This window comes from Pseudoalteromonas sp. DY56-GL79 (assembly GCF_041414765.1).
GTDB classification, from domain to species: Bacteria; Pseudomonadota; Gammaproteobacteria; order Enterobacterales; family Alteromonadaceae; genus Pseudoalteromonas; species Pseudoalteromonas piscicida.
Genome location: NZ_JANHZS010000001.1, coordinates 104,813 through 126,566, shown reverse-complemented (window position 1 = coordinate 126,566; position 21,754 = coordinate 104,813). Strand labels below are relative to the sequence as shown.

Below are 21,754 nucleotides of genomic sequence, written 5' to 3'. Positions count from 1 at the left end.
TATTTAAACCTTAAATGCGTCAAGTGCTCTCGCCCTTGCTTCTTTATGATCAACCAGCGGCTCTACATAGTCGTCTTTTCCGCCAAATGCCGTCAAATAGTCATGAGGAAAATGAATATGCTTTGCTGGAACATTTTTCAATTCAGGCACATATGTACGAATAAAGGAACCATCGGGATCAAACTTTTCGCTCTGCGTGATGGGATTAAAAATACGAAAATAAGGCTGCGCGTCACACCCCGTACTTGCAGCCCACTGCCAGCCACCATTATTACTGGCAAGGTCGCCATCTATTAATTTTGACATAAAATAGGCCTCGCCTTTACGCCAGTCGATGAGCAAGTGTTTGGTTAAAAAGCTGGCAACAATCATGCGTAGCCGATTGTGCATCCAGCCAGTTTTATTGAGCTGACGCATTGCCGCATCGACAATCGGATAGCCAGTTTGACCATTACACCAGAGCTCAAACGCTTGGCTATCGTCACGCCACCTAACCACGTTATATTTATCATTGAAATTAAAACCTTTACATAAACGCGGGAAAGCGACGATAAGATGGCGATAAAACTCACGCCAAATGAGTTCGTTCACCCAACAAAACTCTGGCTTACTTGTGTTTTCAAGCACTTCAGGGTAATGAAGTTGGATCTGTGCGATGAGCTGCTTGGGCGACACAATGCCTAATGCCAAGTATGGACTGAGCCCTGAAGTTCCTTTGATTGCAGGGAAATCACGGTCATCTTGGTAGTCTGCTAGTTTGTCCTTAATAAAACGATTTACAATCGTGACAATGGCATTGTCATCGGCTGGCCACTTTTCAGATTCATTGGTCATCTCGAAGAAAGTTGGCTTTTTGAAGTTTGCCTCATGTTGTTTGTCCAATGGCCAGCTAGAGAAGTGAAATTGCTGCCCCACAAAACGCTTTAACCATGCTTTTTTAAAGGGGGTAAACACCTTGAACATCTCACCGGAGCCCGTAAGCACAGAGCCCGGTTTGGCAACGAGATCGCCATCGAATAATTTTAACGCGATCACAGTTTCACACGCTTCATCGCGGGCCACTTCATTTACTTCGTACTCTTTATTTGCATATAAGCAATCAATGCCTTTATCGTCACAAACAACTTGAAGCTGCGCCGGCAGCTCAGCGAATGTGCTCGCTTCAATGATATGTAGCGTAATGCCAAATTCACTAAGCTGGCTGCCAAGTTCAAGTAATCTGCGCTCAAGTAGGTCGAGCTGAATACTGGCTACTTTGTGTGATTGCCACTGTGGCTTGCAATAAAAAAAGAGCGCATCGCGTGCGCCCTCATTCACGGCTTCAATCAAAGCCTCATTGCCGTAAACCCTGAGATCACGGCGAAACCAAAAAGCTGTTTTCATTATTAAATTCCGAATCTTAAACGCAGTTCGTTGGGGTATGGGTCAAAGTACACTTGGCTTTGCAAATACGCTTTCGGATGCACAGTAAGATGATGCTTGAGCAAGGTCAACGGTACATATAAAGGTACAATACCTTTGCGATATTGATCTATTGCTCTGCACATCTCTTGCTTCTCGATGCTCGAAAGCTCGTTCTTAAAATATCCCTGTAGATGCGTTAACGTGTTTGCTTGATTTTTGCGATTGGCAGGCTTGCTCAGTGCTGACATCAAACCACTGATATATTTATGTTTCAGCGTGTCTCTATCAAATTGCTTGCCATCACCAAGTAAACGACCTAAATCTTTATAGGCTTGGTAATTATGGCTCATCAACAGATATTTGTGCTTGGCGTGGAAATTCGTCAGCTCGTGTAGACCGATGTTTTCCGATTGAGTTAGTTCCTGCCAGCTTTTATAGACGAATACCCGCATTACGAAGTTTTCTCTGAGATGCATGTCATTCAATCTACCATTTTCCTCGCAAGGTAAAAGCGGATTGTGTTTTATGATTTGCTCAGCAAAAATACCAATACCTTCAGATGTGTTACCAGTTCCTGCTTCGTTATAGACCTTAACACGCTCCATTCCACAGCTTGGGCTTTTGGCGCAAAACACAAAGCCGGAAAGGCTTTGTGCCTGAGAAGTTGCAACCTTTTCGCCAAACTCCTTAAGCTTTGGTGCGACATCTTCTTTACCGTCGGGGCGACTAACTTTGATAATGTCGCCTACACGGATCTGTCTGATGGTTGGTCTTGGAATTGGCATGCCTATCGCAACTTCCGGGCAAAAGCGCACATACTCAACATGTTCGGCGAATTCATCCATACAAAAGTTTGAACGCTTGTGGCCTGAATCAAATCGTACTTTGTCTCCAGCCAAACACGCGCTAATGCCAATTTTTATTGGTGATGAAAATTTCATTTCGCAACTATTCCTTTAATAAATCAACTTACCAATTGGGTTTAACAGCTTACTTAACCCTTTATTAAAGTGTAGTGCACTGCTTACCACGGTAAAGCACAGGCAGCCTTCTTTAGTGCGCGGAGAATGATTATGTTTGCCGTCTTGCCAAATAAAGTCGCCCGGTACGTATTCCCCAGCTTCATCTGCAAAATCGCCGTCAAGTAACAAGGTGATCTCAAAGCCCGTGTGGGTGTGCTCTGGAATTTCGCCTTCCGCACCAATTTGTAAAAGACTTGAGCGTAAGTCGCCATCTTCTAGCAATAACCGAGAGCGGGCGATTTTGCCTACACCTGAAAACTTGGTGCGATCGATATTCGCAATAGCCCGAGGTAACTGAATATCCCTGCCCTGATAGTTAAATGTGGGTTGGATATATTCTTTCACTTCGTCTATTTCATCATCCAGTGTTATCACTTGCATCATTGCCTCAAAATCGCTGCTTAGTGCAGAGTCCATATTTCCTCCAAGCTGAACTCTCGCTTCTTGCGCTTCAAGCTGTTGGGTCTTTTTCTGGCAACAAGGACATAGTTCGACATGTGCTGCAATTGCGACACTGATACTTGCAGGCAAATTACCTTCAACAAATTGGCTTAATAATGAATCATTAGGGTGATGCTTAATCATGCTTGATCTCCCATCTCTGCGCGAAGTTTCTGTAAAGCAAGCCGTAAACGTGACTTAACTGTCCCGACAGGTATATTAAGATGCTCTGCCAATTGTTCTTGAGACATTTCTTGAAAGTACACGCCTTTGACTATGTCTCGTTGTGCTGGCGGCAACTTATTGATGTATTTTTGAATTTGCGCCGTTTGCAAGTGGTCTTGAAAACCGTCGTCGTCAGCCTGTGAATCTTGAATTATCGGCCAGATGTCTTCGCTGATGTGTTCTTCTTTATTACTCTTCATCTTGCGCAATGCATCGAACGACGCGTTACGCATTACGGTATAGATCCACGTTGTGGCTGCGCCTTTGTCATGATGATAAAGGTGTGCTTTACGCCACACTGACGTCATCGTGTCTTGTACGAGCTCCATCGCTTGGGCGTCATTACCAAATTGCTTCACACCAAAGCGCCTGATTTTTGGCGCAAAGTACTCAAACAAGAACGCAAAAGCTTTGCGATCTCGTTTTTCTGCAACCTTAACTAAAGCGTCCGATAACGCTTGAGAGGGAGTTTCTTGCACTGCTTTGCGAGTTCCTGACTGAACGTTGCAATCGATAGATTGCTGTTGGCCTAACATAGCTCACCTTCCAATTTATAATTATAAGCTGTAATACGCTGTAAAACTTGGCATGGATCACTATTTTTCATCTAATATAGTATGTAAGAACTCTGCCACCTGTTCAAATGTTTGTGCTTGTTTTATTTTCAGTTTTTGGGTCATCGAGATAGGTAAGATTTCTAGCCAACGATAAGCAACCCAAAGAGGTTGAGTAAAATGCTTGTCGCGGTACAAATCATCAAGGACCGGGTTGGCGATAAAAACACTCTGAAGCTTATCAACAAGGGTTTCGTCAACTAGACTAAATGCTTCCTCGCTACATTGCCATGGCGGCCCATCAATAATGTCACAATCGCCATAACGTAAAGATTGTGAGTCTACTTCCACATTACTGATCGCGACGCGCGATAGTGCCTCAACATCAATGAGCAGCTGACCATCATCATCTTGTGAAAAGTCGACGATTTTAACGTGCACGCCTTCTTTTGACACATTGTTCTGCGTGTCCGCGAGGTATGGGCATAACACAAAACCTTGCTCTGTTTTAGCGGCCTCTTTTACCATATATAAATAGCGCTGCTCAAAGATCCGCAAGCGAGTAAATCCGCCAGGAAGCAAGAATATTGGCAATGGAAATAAAGCGAGTTTCATAATTCCCGTTCAAATATACAAAAACTAACGATAATTACGACTGCTCTATTTATCTGGATCAGTTAACGCTAAATTTATAACTATTCCCAAACACAGTGTTTAGCTATCACGTTACTATTTGAGAATGTGACGGCCTCAGCTTGCAAGCGCGATTTTTGCTCTTGAAATTTACTACTGTCTTGAGGAAAAGAAATACGCCGTTGGCTATTTACTACTCTGAACCAAGGTAAAGTTGAACCGTTTGGTAGGTTTTTCAGCAATTGACCTACTTTTCTCGCATGTTTTGGGGAGCCTGCTAATCTCGCTATTTGCCCATACGACGCAACTTTTCCAAATGGGATACCACCAATTACGGTGAAGACTTTTTCAGCGAGTTCTTGCTGAGGATTGCTGCTTTTCATATTGAATATTTAACTCTTTTAATTTATCCCAAAAATATCTTGCTACTGGCCCATGGTGGGAAATATGCAAACGATACGCGTGGATCTCGGCTTCAAATTCATCCTTTCTATCGAACACCCTCACTTGTTGCAAAATACCAGACTCTAATTCTTCTCTACAAAGGTCAAGGCCGATTAGGGCATAGCCCATACCTTGCAATAAGTATCTTTTTATTGCCAGTGCGTCATCGAGTTTCATGACATTGTTACTGTTTCTGTATGCCAAGCGCTCACTGTCAAACTTGAATTTACTTTCTTTCATTGCAAGAGATGGGTATTGCGCAAGCTCCGAAAAACTAAGCTCTGGTGGCATATAGCCCGTTAATGAGACTAAGCCTAATTTTACGTGTCCAATCGGCATTGATTCTAAATCGCCAGTTGAATGAAAAAGGTCAAACCAAGGGCCAATGCCAAGGTTTGCAATCCCCTGTGTGACTTGCTCAAGCGCAAAAAAACGTTTACCACTTGAGATGTTCATTTCAGTTGCGGGAAACTTAATGAAGGCATTGCCTAATACTTGATCAATCTGGTTTTGATATACGATCGGTTCGTAACAGATGTTAAAGCTTGGTTCATTACCCGCCGCGAATTCAGTCGCGAGTAATGACAAATCTCTATGATGATTAAGCAATTTTTCGGCTTCAAAATAAAATCGACGACCTTGCTCTGTTAACACATTGCGATATTTCTCACGCTCAAAAAGGGCAAATCCCAAAGATTGTTCTAATCTTTTAATTGATTGAGAGACCGCAGGCTGTGTCTTATGAAGCTTATTTGCCGCTTCGGTAAGGCTAGGCGCTTCAACAACGGTGCAAAACGCTGCTAAGTCCGAAATCTTCATAAATAAATCTTATGCAGTATAGAATGTTTTATAATTTTTATTTTATATGTAATTCCATTATTCTGCACGCATTAAAATTGACGTTGTCATGGAGAACAATATGTTAAGAGTGTTTTCTGGAATTGTGCTGGCTACCCTATTAGTGGGCTGCCAAGAGCAAGCAGAACAAGCCCCAACAGAAGCCCCTAACCGTCCGGTTAAAATTCACACGGTTTCGGATCCCAATAGCAGCACGCTTCGCAGTTTCCCTGCTGAAGTGGTGGCAAATCAAGGCTCCTATCTTGCCTTTCGTGTGAATGGCGAACTTATCGAGTTTCCAGTTCTCGCAGGCCAAGACGTACAAAAGGGGCAATTGCTAGCCAAGCTTGATCCTGAAGATTTCAACCTGCAATATGAACAACGTAAAGCCCAATTTGAACTGGCTAAATCGCAGTTATCGAGAATTGAACCGTTATTTGAAAAAGGCATAGCGACTAAAGCTGAGTTTGATAAAGCAAATGCAGACAAGCAAGTTGCCGAGTCTGCATTTAAAATTGCTAAAACAAACCTCGAATATAGCGAACTTAGAGCACCGTTTAGTGGTACTGTTGCCAAGGTATTTGTCAAAAATTACGAAAACGTCGTAGCAAAGCAAAATATTCTTCGCCTTGAAACACGCGATATGATGGATGTGGTTATTCAAGTTCCTGAGCGCATCGTTGCACGTGTTGATAAAGATTCTGATTACAAACCGACTGTTGTTTTTGATGGCTACCCAAGTAAGTCTTACCCGCTTACAATTAAGGAATGGGATACGCAGGCAGATCCTGCAACCTTAACCTACAAAGTCGTATTTAGTCTTCCAATCCCCGAGGACTTTAATTTGTTCGCAGGTATGACTGGCCATGTTTACGTTGACCCAAGCAAAATTACGAACCGTGAAAATACGGCAATCATAGTACCTAACCAAGCAGTATTCTCCGATAAAAAGCAAGGCACAGAGGGAAATAGTTACGTTTGGGTATATCAAAGCGATAAGCAGACCGTAACAAAACGCGAAGTCACCGTTGGTCAACTTAATCATACCGGTATTGAGGTATTGTCGGGTCTTGAACCTGGTGAAGAAATTGTTGCTGCGGGCGTGCATTACTTGCAAGAAGGCGCAAAAGTGAGACCTTGGACTAAAGAAAGAGGTCTGTAATATGAGTTTAGCCAAATGGTCAATTGAGAATAAGGTTATCAGTTGGATGTTTGCCTTGCTCCTGCTTATTGCTGGAGCGGTATCCTATTTGGGCTTAGGCCAACTAGAAGATCCTGAATTTACGCTAAAAAAAGCCATGGTCGTGACCATGTATCCTGGTGCATCGCCACAACAAGTGGAAGAGGAAGTCACCTTCCCGATTGAAAATGCAATTCAGTCTCTGCCTTATGTTGATTATGTAACTTCGATTTCTTCTCCCGGTAAGTCGCAGATCACTGTTGAGATGAAGAGTAAGTACCGTAAGAAAGACTTACAACAGATCTGGGATGAGCTGCGCCGTAAAGTAAATGATCTCTCGCAGAAGCTACCGCCAGGTGTTAGGCCGCCAAGCGTTATCGACGATTTTGCTGATGTTTACGGTGAACTCTACGCGATAACTGGCGAAGGCTATTCGTATGATGAACTAAAAGATTACGTTGACTTTTTGAAGCGCGAATTAGTGCTAGTTGAAGGTGTGAGTAAGGTTACTGTTGCGGGTGAGCAGCAAGCGCAAGTGATCGTCGAAATATCAACACAAAAACTGTCACAACTTGGCATTGCGCCTAGCTACATTTTCTCGTTGTTACAAGCTCAAAATACGGTATCTAATGCGGGTAAAATACGAGTTGGAGACGAGTCTATTCGCCTACACCCTACTGGTGAGTTTACAGACGTTGCTGAGCTAGAGGGGTTACTTATCTCAAAGCCAGGCGCCAAAGAGCTTATTTATTTGGGTGATGTGGCAAAAGTGACACGCGAATATGCAGAAGTGCCGAATCATATTACACGTTTTGATCAAAAGCGTGCACTGCTGGTTGGGGTTTCTTTTACCTCTGGTGTAAATGTTGTTGAGGTGGGTAAAGAAATTGAACATCACTTACAGCAACTAGAATATCAGCGCCCATACGGTATTACGATCAACACGGTTTACAATCAACCAACAGAAGTAGAAACCTCGGTTGACGGTTTCATCGTTAGCCTTTTAGAGGCTGTTGTCATTGTCATTATCGTTCTGCTTATCTTTATGGGTGTAAAGAGTGGCATTTTAATCGGCGGTATTTTGCTTATTACGGTGCTGGGTACCTTTATCTTTATGAAGATATTCGCCATTGATTTACAGCGTATTTCATTAGGTGCTTTGATCATTGCACTGGGGATGCTAGTCGATAATGCCATTGTAGTGACTGAAGGCATTTTGATTAACATTAAACGGGGTCAATCTAAAGTAAAAGCTGCTGTGAACATTGTTGAACAGACAAAATGGCCACTTCTTGGCGCAACCGTTATCGGGATCACTGCATTCGCACCGATTGGTTTAAGCTCCGACGCCAGTGGTGAGTTTGCTGGTTCTTTATTTTGGGTGTTGTTAATTTCATTACTACTAAGCTGGGTAACTGCAATCACACTGACACCATTTTTTGCCAATATGATGTTTAAAGGACCGAAGGAAAAGTCATCAGATACCAGTGAAGAAGACGACCCTTATAAAGGTGTGATCTTCACCGTTTATAAATCCATGCTGACCTTCTGCCTTAAAAATCGTGCTATTACCATTATTTCTATGGTACTGCTATTAGTTGCTGCAGTTGTTGGCTTTAAATCGGTTAAGCAGTCCTTCTTCCCGGCTTCAAATACACCGATGTTCTATGTGGATTATTGGCATTATCAAGGTGCCGATATACGCAGTACGGCGAAAAATGTTGAGAAAATAGAATCCTTTTTACTGGCTGATCCTATGGTTAACGAAGTAACGGCAACGATTGGTCAAGGCGCGCCTCGTTTTATGTTGACCTATTCGCCTGAAAAACAATATGACGCTTATGGTCAGCTAATTGTACGTGTAAAAGACCGCGATGCCGTAGTGGCTATGATTGCCAAGCTTCGTGATTATGAGCTTGAAAATGAGCTAGATGGGCGTCTCAAAATAAAGCGCATGGAAATTGGTCCTTCAACCGACGCAAAAATTGAGGCTAGGTTCTCGGGACCAGATCCTGTTGTGTTACGCCAACTAGCTGAAGAAGCCAAAGGTATTATCAGCCAGGACGATAAAGCGTTTAATATTCGTGATAACTGGCGACAGAGAACCAAGTTGATCCGCCCGCAGTTTAATGAATTGAAGGCGCGTCGTTTGGGGATCAGTAAATCTGACTTAGATCAGTTGCTACTGACTTCGGTGTCAGGTAACAAGGTTGGGTTATATCGAGATGGTACGCAACTGTTGCCTATCATTGCACGCTCTCCAGAGGAAGAGAGGCTAAATGTTGAAAATCTAGGTGACTTACAAATATTCAGCCCTGTCCTTAGCGTCTACGTGCCTGTTTCACAAATCGTGGATGATTTTAGTGTCACTTGGGAAGATAGCCTGATCATGCGCCGCGACCGCAAACGTACCATCACCGTAATGGCTGATCATGATGTTATCGGCGATGAAACCCCAGCTAAGTTATTTGCAAGAGTCAAAGCGGATATCGAAGCCATTGAACTACCCCAAGGGTACGAAATGCAATGGGGCGGCGAGTATGAGTCGTCAAGCAAAGCGAAGAAAGCTATTTTTGGCTCATTACCAATCGGTTATTTAGCGATGTTTATGATCACTGTAGTACTCTTTAACTCGGTGAAAAAACCATTAGTGATCTGGTCTACCGTGCCGCTTGCTATTATTGGGGTAACGGCAGGCCTCGTATTGCTACAAGCACCATTTAGCTTTATGGCACTATTAGGCTTGCTCAGTTTATCCGGCATGTTGATTAAAAATGGTATTGTACTGATGGATCAAATCAATATCGAAATTGACTCTGGTAAGTCCCCTTACCAAGCGGTATTTGATTCTGGTGTGAGTCGTGTAAGGCCGGTGTCTATGGCTGCAATCACAACCATACTGGGTATGATCCCGCTATTATTTGACGTGTTCTTCCAATCCATGGCGGTCACCATTATGTTCGGTCTTGGTTTTGCGACCATACTGACGTTGATTGTATTACCTGTGTTACATTGCGTGTACTTTGGTATCGAACAACCAAAAGACTAGTTTAGTAACATCCACCTTCTTAGGAAGGTGGATGTTACTATCGCTTTCGCTTTTTATCTTTCACCTTTTATTCGACAGGAGTGCTGCTACTGCCACCAACTGTCTAACTTATCTCCAACAAGCTCAGCTCTCCAGCCTAAAGCAAGATCGGGTTTCATCAGTAATTGCTTTTCTTCCGGTGACTTTTTCCAAGACCAGCTGATCACCTGATTGATTTGTTTTTTCGAAGCAAACACATCAACCGGAATATCGTTAGTTTTGGCAACTTCGGCGATAACCTGCTTGATATCCTTGCATGCTGCTTTGTAACCTTTAAAGTCGATAAGTCTTCTCACACGCTGTGGACAATCTTGTTCACTCACTTCTTTTGCTTTTTCTATACAGGCAAGAATTTCTTTACCAGAGCGATTGACTTCCATTGGTTCAACACCTGGAACATTGCGCAAACTGCCCAGTGAGCTTGGACGACGTTTGGCAATTTCTACCATGTTATGTTCTTTAAGCACGAAGTTTAGCGCTAAGTTCTTTTTCTCTGCCTTGGCTCTGCGCCACGCTGCAAGTTCTTGTAGGGTAGCAAGATCTCTAGGCTTAAGTTGCCACACGTTTTTGACATCGAGATAAAGCACTTCATCTGGTTGACGGAAGCTTCTCTTTTGGGCTAGCAACTCACTCTCTTGAAGCACTATGTTAAATAGCTGCTTTTCATTTACTCGAGCTTGAATAGTCTCAAAACATGGTAGTAAATGATATACATCGGAGGCGGCGTAATCCAATTGGCTTTGAGTTAAAGGGCGGCGTAACCAATCTGTTCTGGATTCACTTTTGTCAATGTCCACGTCTCTAAGTTGCTTCACCATATTAGCAAAACCAATACAACTACCCTCACCTAACAACTGTAAAGCAAACTGGGTATCGAATATTGGTGATGGGATAAAACCTGCAAACTTTAGAAATACTTCGATATCTTCTGATGGAGAATGAAGTACTTTTAAAACACTAGTATCTGAAAATAATGTCCACAGCTCACTAAAATCTATATCGGCTAGTGGATCGATAAGAGCAAGGTGATTACCATCAAAGATCTGTAACAGAGCAATTTCTGGGTATAGGGTGCGGCGACGCATAAATTCGGTGTCGACGGCGAGCACTTTGGCTTTCGAAATAGACAAGACAAATTCATCTAGTGCTGTTTGGCTTTCAATAACTTGATACTGCACTGTTACTCCCATGCAATTTACATAACTAGCCATATCGCGCTAGCTATAAAAAAGCCGGCTAGTGCCGGCTCTATTTGTTATTCTTTTAACGCTCTACGCAGTATTTTACCAACGTTAGTCTTTGGCAGTTCATCTCTAAACTCAACTAGCTTTGGTACTTTATAGTTCGTTAGATTATCTCGGCAATGTGCAATTATATCTTTTTCTGTTAAAGATGGGTCTTTTTTAACAATAAAAACTTTAACTTGCTCACCACTAACCTCGTGTGGCACGCCAACCGCCGCAACTTCTAACACGCCTTCGTGCATAGCAACGACTTCTTCGATTTCATTAGGGAAAACGTTAAAGCCGGACACTAAGATCATGTCTTTTTTACGATCAACGATGTAGAAGAAACCATCATCATCATAAGTAGCGATATCACCTGTTGCAAACCAGCCGTCTTTTAAGCATTCGGCGGTTGCGTCTGGACGGTTATAGTAACCAGCCATCACCTGCGGGCCCTTAACACACAACTCACCGGGCTCACCTTTAGGTGTTTCATTGCCGTTGTCATCAACAATCTTAATGTCAGTGCTTGGTGCAGGTAAACCAATAGAACCGTTGTAGGCTTCAAGATCATGTGGGCAAATAGTAACTAGCGGCGCACATTCTGTAAGGCCATACCCTTCCATCAGCTTTGATTTTGTCACCTTTTGCCAGCGCTCAGCGACAGGGCGTTGTACGGCCATACCACCACCTAAAGACATTTTCAGGGTTGAAAAGTCTAGGTCGGCAAAACCTGGTGTGTTCAACAAGCCATTAAATAAGGTGTTAACACCAGTGATAGCGGTAAATGGCACCTTTGCCAGCTCTTTTACAAACGCAGGCATGTCACGCGGGTTGGTGATCAAGATATTGTGACCGCCGTACTTCATAAAGGTCAAACAGTTCGCTGTTAATGCAAAGATATGGTATAGCGGTAGCGCCGTGATAACGACCTCTTTTCCTTTATCTAATACTTTATCTAAACAGCCAGAGACCTGCTCAAGGTTTGCTACCATGTTGCCATGAGTAAGCATCGCGCCTTTAGATACGCCAGTTGTACCGCCTGTGTATTGCAAAAAGGCAAGGTCACTTAGCGTCACATCAGGTTTCTGATATTTTGTAGGATCTGCTGCAATTACTTCTTTGAAAGGAATGGTATTTGGCAAGCTAAAGTCAGGCACCATTTTTTTGAAGTGCTTAACAACAAAGTTCACCAAGTGCTTTTTGAAGCCACCTAACATGTCACCAATTTCTGTCAGCACTACATGCTTCACACTGGTTTTTGGTAAGGCTTGCTCCAGTGTATGGGCAAAGTTTGCAAGAATAAAGATAGCTTTTGACTCGGAGTCATTTAGCTGATGCTCTAATTCGCGCACGGTGTATAGCGGATTAACGTTTACAACCGTACAGCCAGCACGTAGCACACCTAAAATAGTAACTGGAGTTTGCAACAAGTTTGGCATCATGACAGCAACTTTATCGCCACGGCCAAGTTTCAATTCATTTTGTATATAACTAGCAACTGCTTTGGTTTTTTCATCAACTTGCTGATAAGTCAGTGTCTTACCCATATTGGTGTAGGCTGGATACTGAGCATAATCTGCAAAACTTTTTTCAAATAATTCAAGCAATGAGTTGTAATGCTCTGGGTCGATAGTTTCAGGCATACCTTCTGGGTAGCGCTTAAGCCAGATTTTTTCCACTCTTAGCTCCTGTGTTCTCGTTATTTTTATATTCACCCTAAACCATAAACGATGTAAGGCACTTTAACAATTGAGCAAATACTCTAAAAACGCCATATTCCCACAATATCTGAGGATTTACAATCTAGATGCTGTTGAAACGTGGGCTTTAGCGCTCTTTGTGAACTTTTCTTTCCATGATTAGTTTATTCTTTACGCTCCTTCAGTTGTAAACGATGTTTTGTCGCAGTTTTGGTGTGCCTCAATTAGCTTATAGCAAATTTCCGGGTTTTCCATATGGCAATGGTGGCCGCCAGGTATTTTCTCAAGCCTGAGTGAGTCGAAACAGCCCTTAAATTGACTATACTGTCTGACAATCATGTCATAGCCTTGTTCCGCTAACACCAATAAGGTTGGAATGGATATCCCATTGAGCGCCGACTTTGCTTGAGAGATGGAATACCTAAATCCAGAGTGATGCTTTAGTCGGGGATCCAATCTAAGTTGCACGCCATCAGGATGCGGCTGGGTATTTCTTGTCACAAGCAGCGCTGCTATTTCTACCGAAACATCACTGATTTTACTGCGCAGTTGCGTAAGTGTGTTTATATCAGGATAAACCCGTGGTTTAGATTGTTTTAATTTATCTCGGGAATTAAACGCATTAATGAGCTGGGTTTTGGTATCACTCTCTGAGGTACTCACAATCCCTATTCCCTCGATTAGTACCAACGATAAACAACGTGTTGGATAGCAGCTTGCAAACAAGTTAGCTATCATTGCCCCCATAGAATGGCCAACAATATGGCACGTTTTGATCTGTGCTAAATCTAAAAAGCACTTTAAGTCATAGACATAATCGATAAAGTAATAAAAGGCGTCGGCACTTTTCCAATCTGAGTGTCCATGACCTGCTAAGTCAAGTGCGATATGTGTGTACTGTGTATTGCAAAATGGCGCAAACGGTACAAAACTGTTGCTGTTGTCTTGCCAACCATGAAGGTAGATAACGGTTTGCTTTCCCTCTCCCCAGCTTTGGTAGGAGAATGGCCCGATTTTTTGTTCTTTTATCGCATATAGAGACATCGACGAATTCTTTTAGTGTTCATTGTACCATCATTGATTTATCATCTTACCGTGACATATTTGAACTTACTACTTTGATTTGTTGAAAATATTTTTATCGAACATCCATTCTATTATGAATGTGTTTTAAATCGATCAAATAGTAGAGAATCACATACCTCTATCACAATAAGTACACGGGAATAACAATGAATTTCAAAACTAGCCTTTTGGCCTCATTTGTTGGATTAGTATTTGCGGCTCCGACATTGGCTGCTCCAAAAAACATTATTTATATGATTGGCGACGGCATGGGGCCGGCTTACACTACGGGCTACCGTTATTTTAAAGATGACCCTTCAACGAAAGTGGTTGACCCAACGGTTTTTGACTCTATTTTGGTAGGTATGGCGCATACTTACCCAGATGACGACACGGTTGTAACAGACAGTGCTGCGGGCGCAACCGCCTTAAGTACAGGAACTAAAAGCTATAATGGCGCAATTGCGGTAGATACCCATAAAGAACATTTGGAAACGATGCTTGAAGTGGCGAAAAGAAAAGGTAAAACAACCGCGCTTGTTGCGACATCGCAAATCAACCACGCAACACCTGCAAGTTTCGCGTCTCATAATGAATCACGTCGTAACTATGACGACATTGCCAATGATTACATCGACAATAAAATCGCAGGAAAATTACCTGTAGATCTTATGCTTGGTGGGGGCACTAAATACTTCATTCGTGAAGATAGAAACCTAGTTAATGAATTTAAAGACGCAGGTTATCAATACGTCGATGCTTTATCTAAGCTTGATACGCTAAATAAAATTCCTGCGATCGGTCTGTTCGCAGAAGTAGGTCTGCCATTCGCAATTGATGAAGAGCCGCAGCGCCTAACTAAAATGACTAAAACGGCATTATCATTATTGGAAAACCAGAATGAGAAAGGCTTCTTCTTAATGATTGAAGGTAGTCAGATTGACTGGTGTGGACATGCTAATGATATCGCTTGTGCTATGCATGAAATGGACGACTTTGCAGAGTCAATTAAGCTGGCAAAGGCTTTTGTTGATAACAACCCAGACACTATCTTGGTGATCACAGCAGATCACTCTACGGGTGGATTAACGCTTGGTGCGAATGGTCAGTATCGCTGGGAGCGTGATGTGGTAGCTAAAGTGAAAGGTTCAGCGGGCGAGATAGCAAAAGCACTCGTAAAGACAAAAGACGTTAAAGCAACATGGCAAGAACTCACAGGTCTTGAGTATGACAGTGCGACTGAGCTAAAAGTAAAAGAAGCACTATCACAAGGTCCGAAGGCGCTTAGTGTTGTCGTTAAAGAGGCAATTAGTGATGCATCTTTCACCGGTTGGACAACGGGTGGTCACACCGCTATCGATGTACAAGTGTTTGCCCATGGTAAAGGTAAAGAAGCGTTTATCGGCTCGCAAAACAATACTGCAATTGCTGATAAACTGATTGGATTTATTAAAAAATAAAAATCTTCATTTACTTTCAAAAACAAAGAAGGTCAGCATTTGCTGACCTTCTTTGTTTTCAATTCTTGGAAGAGATATTACGCGTAAACAGAAACGCCAATCATACCTTTGATCTCATCTCGTCTTGCTTCCGTTGCAATTGCTTTGTATTCACTAATTGCCTGTCCAGTACGAAAGTTAGGGCGGTCGTAGATAGTCGAACGTTGCTGCGATTGGAACTGCTCCACCAACGCAATGCCCTTTTCACTGGTTTTGATCTGAGCGGTATTGAGCTTAGCCGTACTCATTTCTTCAATAGCAGGGCTCACCGCCTTTTTAGGCTGTGGCTTTACTTGATATGTACCTGCTTGTTGAATGATTGAATTTAGTTTCACGGTTTAGCTCAATAAATACGAAGTGCTTGTATAAAAATACGCCTTTATTCGCGACCTGGCAACTTTTTCCACGTCACAGTATCCCTTACATATTGCGGCTGGGCGTCAGCTGCATCCACAGATAAGCCTTGTGTGAAACTATCGTCGGCTATAAACAGCATGTAATAAGCATCCGGTAACGTGATATTGTCAATGATTTCGCATTCAAGCTGTGTGGCAAGCTCTGAGAACGCTTGCCATCCTGTACCAACACCGGCCGCGCCAGTTGATGTAAAGTCGATATTTTCAGGTTTAATAACTGTTTCTTCGGTGCTTGGTTGAATAACACCACGAGTTTCGCCGTTGTATTGGCATAAGTAGATCTCACCCATACGTGCATCTATTGCCGACACTACGCTGGACTTGCCTGCTTCCATGTATGCCTGTTGCGCCATCGCTTGCAAAGTTGAAACGCCAACCAACTTAAGACCTGAAGAATAAGCTAAGCCTTGCGCAACCGCTGTACTTATTCTAACCCCAGTAAAACTGCCCGGCCCACGTCCAAACACAATGCCATCAAGCTCACTAAGCGTGATATCGGCTTCGCGTAAAATACGTTCAACTAAGGGAAGTATCTTTTGGCTATGCTGCTGTGGGCAAACCTCGAAGTGGCGAATAAACTTGCCTTCATAGTGCAATGCAATACTGAGTGCTTCGGTGGAGGCGTCTATGGCCAACAGGTTATTTTTCATTTTTATCAATATTCTCTAAAAATCGGATTGCCTTGTTTAAGTCTCTCGTGCGAGACATATCGGGCAAACTACTTAAAAACGTCTGGCCGTATTTTCTCGTAACTAAGCGATTATCGCAAATAATCAGTACACCTTTATCGTTAGCATCACGAATTAGCCGTCCAACCCCTTGTTTCAACGCGATAACAGCTTGGGGGAGTTGTATTGCATCAAAGGGTTCTAATCCACGCATTTCAGCGTCTCGCATGCGCGCTTGCAATAAAGGGTCATCTGGTGAAGCAAATGGTAGCTTATCAATGACAACACAACTCAAAGTCTCACCTCTCACATCCACCCCCTCCCAAAAGGAGGCCGTACCAAGTAGTACGGCGTTACCGTGCCGAATAAATTGCTCTAAAATTATCCGTTTCGATGCTTGACCCTGCATAAAAATGGGATATTGCAGTGCCGTATTCAGCCCTTCGTAGACTAAATGCATCGCGCGATAACTGGTAAAGAGTAAAAATGTACGCCCTTTTGCAGCTTCAATCACCTGTTTTGCAAGCTTTACCAGCGCATGTGGCATTAAGTCGTCACGGGTTTCTGGCAAATAGCGTGGCAGGCAAAGCAAGGCTTGCTGCTTATAGTTAAATGGGCTATCAACAATAAATTGTGAGGTCGGTTTGAGTCCTAAGCTACGACTAAAGTGCTCAAGGGAATTATCAACGGATAAGGTAGCGGAGGTAAATACAAAGCTTGCCTCAGTGGTTTTGACAATTTGTGCAAACTTACTTGATACATCAAGCGGCGTGATATGAATAGATAAAAAGCGTCTAGTGGTTTCGAACCAGTAACTAAATCCAGTTTGACTGGTATCAAAGGCACGTTCAAACTGATTTTTAAAGGTCATGACCTTTTCAAATGGGTGTTCTATTTTTTCACTTCTATCCAGACAAAGTTTGAGCACTTTATAGAGAAAGTCTAAGTTAGCTATCACTCGATGCATGGCATCGCAAATTGGTTTATTCGCCAGCGCCTCACGCCAATCACCACGGGCACCATCGCCACCAAATACCAAACGCAAATCGGCGACACTGGTTTCCAATTTATTGAGTGTTTTGCCAAGTTGCAACATATCTGGAATATCAGAACGGTAGATCACCCTTAAATCGTTAATAAGCGCCTGCAAAGCTTTAGTGCTGATAGTCTCACCAAAGTAGTCACTGGCTATTTCTGGTAATTGATGTGCTTCATCGAAGATATAGCTATCCGCGGTTGGCATTAGCTCCGCAAAGCCTAAATCTTTTACGGCCATATCGGCAAAAAATAAATGATGGTTGATCACCACAACATCGGCATCGACTGCCTTTAATCTTGCCTTTCGGATATAGCAGTCTTCGTAGTCTGGGCACTCTTTTCCTAAACAGTTATCTGCAGTTGAGGTAACGTAGGGTAATACCTTTGCGTCTTCTTCGATACCCACACAGTCAGCTAAGTCTCCACTGTGTGTTTCAGAAGCGAACTTTGCAACCATGGCAAGTTGGTGCATAACATCTGGGTCGTCGGTTGGCACATGGCTTAAATGCTGTGATAAACGGTAAGGGCAAAGGTAATTGGCTCTCCCCTTTAGCAAAGTGACTTTTTTACCACTGTTAAGCACCTTTTTTAGGGTCGGTACGTCGCGATGGAATAATTGCTCTTGCAAGGCCTTAGAGCCGGTTGAGACGATGACTTTACCTTTAGACTGAAAGGCAGGAATGAGATAGGCAAACGTTTTCCCCGTCCCTGTTCCTGCTTCGGCGATGCATTGTCCACCATTTTGTATGGTTTCTTCTACCGCAATAGCCATATCAATTTGAGGCTGTCTTGGTTGATAGCCCGGGAAATGCTGGGCTAAAGGCCCCGTAGAAGAGAAAGTCGTAGATACAGCCAAAGTAATGTAGTTTACAAACAGACAGGTCGCGAAATTGTATGTGGCTAAGCAGCAAATCGCAACCGCTGTTTGGCAATAACTGAGTGTTGATACCAATTGAATTAATTCTCTAATCAATTTGAAGGGTGAAATAGCATATTAGCTTCGTTAAAAACTTCTCATTTAGAACACTAAATAGCAAAATTTTTGTCTAGCTACTAAAGCTATTTCCCTGCTTCAAAATAGATCATTTACTTAATACAACTGGTATTACCTATTAAGTTGTCGTTTAACCTTAATCATGCCTATCCCACAAATAGTGAGATACACGAGATATAAAGCGATGCGGTTAAGCCAAGTGGGCTCTGGATAAGGCATGATAACACGCAAGTAATCGTTCAAAACCAGCATACCGACACCGACAATGATGGCTGTCAATTGAAAGTGGCGGTGATTGGCTGAAGAAATGGTAAACAAGGAAACTAAGAGCAGTGCAAGGCTTAAGTAAAATGCTAAAACAGCCATGCTACCGGGCACAACACTGGGAGCTAACGCTAGCGCAGACAGACCTACAACGAACCAACCTATGAGATTTTTTACTGACTTATACGACATGTTATTTCTCCTTAAATAAATGGTCGTTAATTTATGCAACTTTGTTTGAATTACTGAATACAAACAGAACTATCAAATGTGTCGGTATCGAAACAGAACATGGCGAGTGTATCGATAATGGCACGCAAAATACAGCAAGAGTAAAGCGATAACAGTCTACATCATATTGATTGTATGAATAAAAATATAGAAAGTAAAAGCTGGTATCAAAACTGCAAATTAAGCTTACGTTAGAAAACATACAATAGTGATAACGGACACACTAAAAAAGGACACAACATGTTTATTAAATCGCTTATCTATACCTCTTGCGCGGTTATTATTTTGTATAGTGCTTTAACATATGCACAGCAACCCAATTCTCAAATAACAATGCTTGAGTCTGCTTTTTATCATCGTCAGTATCAGCAAGTCACTAAAATCCTTAACACGCTAAAAGATAAAGAGCTTGATGCTGAAATAATGGCCGTGTCAGTTGCGGTTGCGCAAAATGATGATAATAAAGAAGCACTGTTAAACACCTTGATTAAGCGTCATATAGACAATGCAAAGGTGCATTTTACTGCTGGTAATTTATGGTATCAAATAAAGCAACAGTCAAACCTTTTTAATAAACTTAGCTTAGTTGAAAAGTCTAACAAGCACTTTATAAAAGCTGCAGAATTGGCGCCAAATAATCCTGAGTACTTAGTATCTGCAGCGAAAGCATTAGCTATAGAAAGTGGCTTTTGGGATTCTGAAAAAAAAGCATCAAAAGCGATAGTTGATAGACTAAAAGCAATGGATGACCGTTACTATAACTTGGCTTTTATGGATTACTTACAAAACACACAAAATGAAGAGTTAGCCCTAAAAACGGTAGCTTATGTGGGTCAACATTATGCGCAAGATATCGTTTTGATCCATCGAGCTGCTAACTTATTGTGGACTTTTTCAGCGAAAGACGCAGCGCAGCGTTTATTCACTAACGGGTGCCTGATTGAGCATATTGCACTAAGCCAACTACCAACGTGGAGAGATGTTTGTGTTTCATCGGCTTATTTAGCGCTTCAGCAACACGGTGATAAGCCTAGGGCTGTTGATGCTATGGAACGCTTATTGGGAAAAGAGCGAGTACAGGATGAGCTGCATATGGAGTATTTAATGCTTCAGGCTGAGTTATACCGTGTACTGAAACAAAACGAAAAGGCTAGAAGTACGTACCTTCAGGCATTGAATCTTACCAAAATGCGTTCAACTGAGCGAGATATTCACCGGGCTCTCGCTGGACTAGACGATACATAAGCTAGGTTCGAAAAAGCGGGTGGGATATGTTGGGGAATAGATACACTCAGGTATTGAGAAATGTTCAATAGGTTATTTTGTGCAAAATAAATCTACGCCCATGTATCTAGATTCTCACCCTTATGTTCTTCGTGAGATTTTTCCTCCTCATCTTCTTCATCTTCGCCTTCTTTAATTTTTTCATGCTCAGCAGCTTGGCGTTTAAGTTCAATCTCGGTTTTTAGATCTTTCTTAACTTTTTCAATCTTATAGTGCTGCACACCAGCTACATGAAATGCAGACTTATGAGTTACATCTAGCCGTACGATTGGGCCTAAAAAAGGTTTAAAAGCATCCATCTGCTCCCCCACTAACCTACTGTTGGTTTTACTTATTATCGACTGTTATAAGCTATTCTTTAATTTGCGTAAAAAAATGATTGCCAAGTAGAACAAAATTATGTTTATCTATAAATGAACTTTTTGAATAGCATATTAATTACAAAGGTAACATCATGCTAATGACACTGACAGCAAAACATCATCACCATCATCATACGGGATAGCCTGTCAGTTATTTCGCTGGTGGGTTATTCCTGAAAGGAACCTCCGGCGAGATGTAAACTAGAGTTAATATTTATTTCGCCCCGAGGTTCCGCCTCGGGGTTTTTCGTTTAAAGAATTAGGAAATAAATAATGAGCAATAGCAACCGTTTAAGAATCGCAATCCAAAAATCAGGCCGTCTTTCAAAAGATTGCCAAGCCCTACTCAAACAACTTGGTGTAAAACTAAACCTACGTGAACAACGTTTAATCGCCCACTCTACCAACATGCCTATTGATGTACTTAGAGTACGTGATGACGATATCCCTGGCCTTGTAATGGACGGCGTTTGTGATTTAGGCATTGTAGGTGAAAACGTGTTAGAAGAAGCTCAAGCTGAGCGTATTCGCAACGAGCAGTTTGCTGAGGTCACTAAGCTTTCAAAACTGGACTTTGGTTTTTGCCGCTTAGCGCTGGCGTGGCCACAAGAGATAGGTCAACAGGAGAAAGCGTGGTTTAATGGCAAACGCATCGCAACCACCTACCCAGAGATTTTAAAGCAATATCTAAAACGTGAGAACATCGATGCCAGCGTGGTCATGTTAACAGGCTCGGTAGAAGTAGCACCTCGAGCAGGCCTGGCTGACGCCATTTGTGACTTAGTATCAACCGGTGCAACGCTTGAGGCTAATGGGCTGATGCAAGGCGATACCATCTTAGAATCTAATGCTTGCCTCATTCAAAATGCAGCATTGACTGACCAAAGTAAGCTTGCGCTGATCGATAAGCTAATGCCACGCCTTAAAGGGGTGAAACAGGCAAAAGAAAGCAAGTACATCATGATGCATGCACCAAAGAATAAGTTAGATGAAGTATGTGCATTACTTCCTGGCACAGGCCAGCCAACTTTACTTGCACTTGCTGGCAGCGATGAATATGTAGCACTTCACATGGTCAGCTCTGAAACCCTATTTTGGGAGACGATGGAAGAGTTAAAAGCGCTTGGTGCTAACTCAATTCTCGTCATGCCAATTGAAAAGATGATGGAGTAATAG

At 42.4% G+C, this 21,754-nt stretch carries 20 protein-coding genes; 5 read left to right on the top strand and 15 right to left on the bottom strand.

The window, feature by feature from the left end; all coding sequences use genetic code 11:
• Positions 1-3: 3 nt before the first annotated feature.
• The 7 genes from phrB to NO992_RS00440 all read right to left on the bottom strand — a co-directional run bounded on the left by phrB (position 4) and on the right by NO992_RS00440 (position 5,542).
• On the bottom strand, positions 4-1,383 hold the full coding sequence (phrB, locus tag NO992_RS00470) for a deoxyribodipyrimidine photo-lyase (protein WP_371373404.1): 1,380 nt from the start codon (positions 1,381-1,383) through the stop codon (positions 4-6).
• 2 nt (positions 1,384-1,385) lie between these two features.
• The gene (locus NO992_RS00465; RefSeq protein ID WP_371373401.1) at positions 1,386-2,345 is read right to left on the bottom strand and encodes a YbgA family protein; all 960 of its coding nucleotides are present in this window, start codon (positions 2,343-2,345) and stop codon (positions 1,386-1,388) included.
• 15 nt (positions 2,346-2,360) lie between these two features.
• Positions 2,361-3,011, bottom strand: coding sequence for a ChrR family anti-sigma-E factor (locus NO992_RS00460; RefSeq protein WP_349195932.1), 651 nt, complete (start codon positions 3,009-3,011; stop codon positions 2,361-2,363).
• Complete coding sequence (locus NO992_RS00455) at positions 3,008-3,628, bottom strand: sigma-70 family RNA polymerase sigma factor (protein ID WP_039495233.1); 621 nt, start codon at positions 3,626-3,628, stop codon at positions 3,008-3,010. Before NO992_RS00455 ends, NO992_RS00460 begins: the two co-directional genes overlap by 4 nt.
• 60 nt (positions 3,629-3,688) lie before the next feature.
• Entirely contained in the window at positions 3,689-4,261 is a 573-nt protein-coding gene (locus tag NO992_RS00450; protein WP_371373398.1) for an LON peptidase substrate-binding domain-containing protein, read from the bottom strand.
• 80 nt (positions 4,262-4,341) lie between these two features.
• Positions 4,342-4,662, bottom strand: a complete 321-nt coding sequence (locus NO992_RS00445) for an MGMT family protein (protein WP_371373395.1) — start codon at positions 4,660-4,662, stop codon at positions 4,342-4,344.
• The gene (locus NO992_RS00440) at positions 4,628-5,542 is read right to left on the bottom strand and encodes a LysR family transcriptional regulator (protein WP_371373392.1); all 915 of its coding nucleotides are present in this window, start codon (positions 5,540-5,542) and stop codon (positions 4,628-4,630) included. Before NO992_RS00440 ends, NO992_RS00445 begins: the two co-directional genes overlap by 35 nt.
• A 100-nt stretch (positions 5,543-5,642) precedes the next feature.
• On the opposite strand from NO992_RS00440, the gene NO992_RS00435 reads away from it, so the two are divergent.
• Both NO992_RS00435 and NO992_RS00430 read left to right on the top strand, forming a co-directional pair.
• Positions 5,643-6,722, top strand: a complete 1,080-nt coding sequence (locus NO992_RS00435; RefSeq protein WP_045988555.1) for an efflux RND transporter periplasmic adaptor subunit — start codon at positions 5,643-5,645, stop codon at positions 6,720-6,722.
• Position 6,723: 1 nt separating this feature from the next.
• Positions 6,724-9,789 carry an efflux RND transporter permease subunit gene (locus NO992_RS00430; RefSeq protein WP_371373389.1) on the top strand — a complete coding sequence of 1,022 codons (3,066 nt, stop codon included), beginning with the start codon at positions 6,724-6,726 and terminating at the stop codon, positions 9,787-9,789.
• Positions 9,790-9,875: 86 nt separating this feature from the next.
• On the opposite strand, the gene rnd is transcribed toward NO992_RS00430, so the two are convergent.
• From rnd to NO992_RS00415, 3 genes are all read right to left on the bottom strand, one after another.
• Positions 9,876-11,006, bottom strand: a complete 1,131-nt coding sequence (rnd, locus tag NO992_RS00425; protein WP_010377171.1) for a ribonuclease D — start codon at positions 11,004-11,006, stop codon at positions 9,876-9,878.
• Between the two features lie 77 nt (positions 11,007-11,083).
• Positions 11,084-12,736 (bottom strand): long-chain-fatty-acid--CoA ligase FadD, encoded by a 1,653-nt coding sequence (fadD, locus tag NO992_RS00420; protein WP_045988558.1) that lies wholly within the window; start codon positions 12,734-12,736, stop codon positions 11,084-11,086.
• Positions 12,737-12,928: 192 nt separating this feature from the next.
• Positions 12,929-13,801, bottom strand: a complete 873-nt coding sequence (locus NO992_RS00415) for an alpha/beta fold hydrolase (protein ID WP_371373386.1) — start codon at positions 13,799-13,801, stop codon at positions 12,929-12,931.
• A 188-nt stretch (positions 13,802-13,989) separates the two neighbouring features.
• Between NO992_RS00415 and NO992_RS00410 the strand changes: the two genes are divergently transcribed.
• Entirely contained in the window at positions 13,990-15,282 is a 1,293-nt protein-coding gene (locus NO992_RS00410; RefSeq protein ID WP_371373383.1) for an alkaline phosphatase, read from the top strand.
• Between the two features lie 77 nt (positions 15,283-15,359).
• On the opposite strand, the gene NO992_RS00405 is transcribed toward NO992_RS00410, so the two are convergent.
• The 4 genes from NO992_RS00405 to NO992_RS00390 form a co-directional block, all read right to left on the bottom strand.
• Positions 15,360-15,656 carry a hypothetical protein gene (locus NO992_RS00405; RefSeq protein WP_045988561.1) on the bottom strand — a complete coding sequence of 99 codons (297 nt, stop codon included), beginning with the start codon at positions 15,654-15,656 and terminating at the stop codon, positions 15,360-15,362.
• A 44-nt stretch (positions 15,657-15,700) separates the two neighbouring features.
• Positions 15,701-16,387, bottom strand: coding sequence for a tRNA (adenosine(37)-N6)-threonylcarbamoyltransferase complex dimerization subunit type 1 TsaB (gene tsaB / locus NO992_RS00400; protein ID WP_010605467.1), 687 nt, complete (start codon positions 16,385-16,387; stop codon positions 15,701-15,703).
• Positions 16,377-18,215, bottom strand: coding sequence for an ATP-dependent DNA helicase (locus NO992_RS00395; RefSeq protein WP_371373756.1), 1,839 nt, complete (start codon positions 18,213-18,215; stop codon positions 16,377-16,379). Before NO992_RS00395 ends, tsaB begins: the two co-directional genes overlap by 11 nt.
• A gap of 333 nt (positions 18,216-18,548) precedes the next feature.
• The gene (locus tag NO992_RS00390; RefSeq protein ID WP_371373379.1) at positions 18,549-18,893 is read right to left on the bottom strand and encodes a hypothetical protein; all 345 of its coding nucleotides are present in this window, start codon (positions 18,891-18,893) and stop codon (positions 18,549-18,551) included.
• Positions 18,894-19,172: 279 nt separating this feature from the next.
• On the opposite strand from NO992_RS00390, the gene NO992_RS00385 reads away from it, so the two are divergent.
• Positions 19,173-20,177, top strand: a complete 1,005-nt coding sequence (locus tag NO992_RS00385) for a hypothetical protein (protein WP_010377155.1) — start codon at positions 19,173-19,175, stop codon at positions 20,175-20,177.
• Between the two features lie 92 nt (positions 20,178-20,269).
• Here NO992_RS00385 and NO992_RS00380 read toward each other — a convergent pair whose 3' ends face one another.
• On the bottom strand, positions 20,270-20,515 hold the full coding sequence (locus NO992_RS00380; protein ID WP_010377153.1) for a hypothetical protein: 246 nt from the start codon (positions 20,513-20,515) through the stop codon (positions 20,270-20,272).
• Positions 20,516-20,851: 336 nt separating this feature from the next.
• On the opposite strand from NO992_RS00380, the gene hisG reads away from it, so the two are divergent.
• A complete protein-coding gene (gene hisG, locus NO992_RS00375) occupies positions 20,852-21,751 on the top strand; it encodes an ATP phosphoribosyltransferase (RefSeq protein WP_010377151.1) in 900 nt (299 codons plus the stop codon).
• Positions 21,752-21,754: the final 3 nt, after the last annotated feature.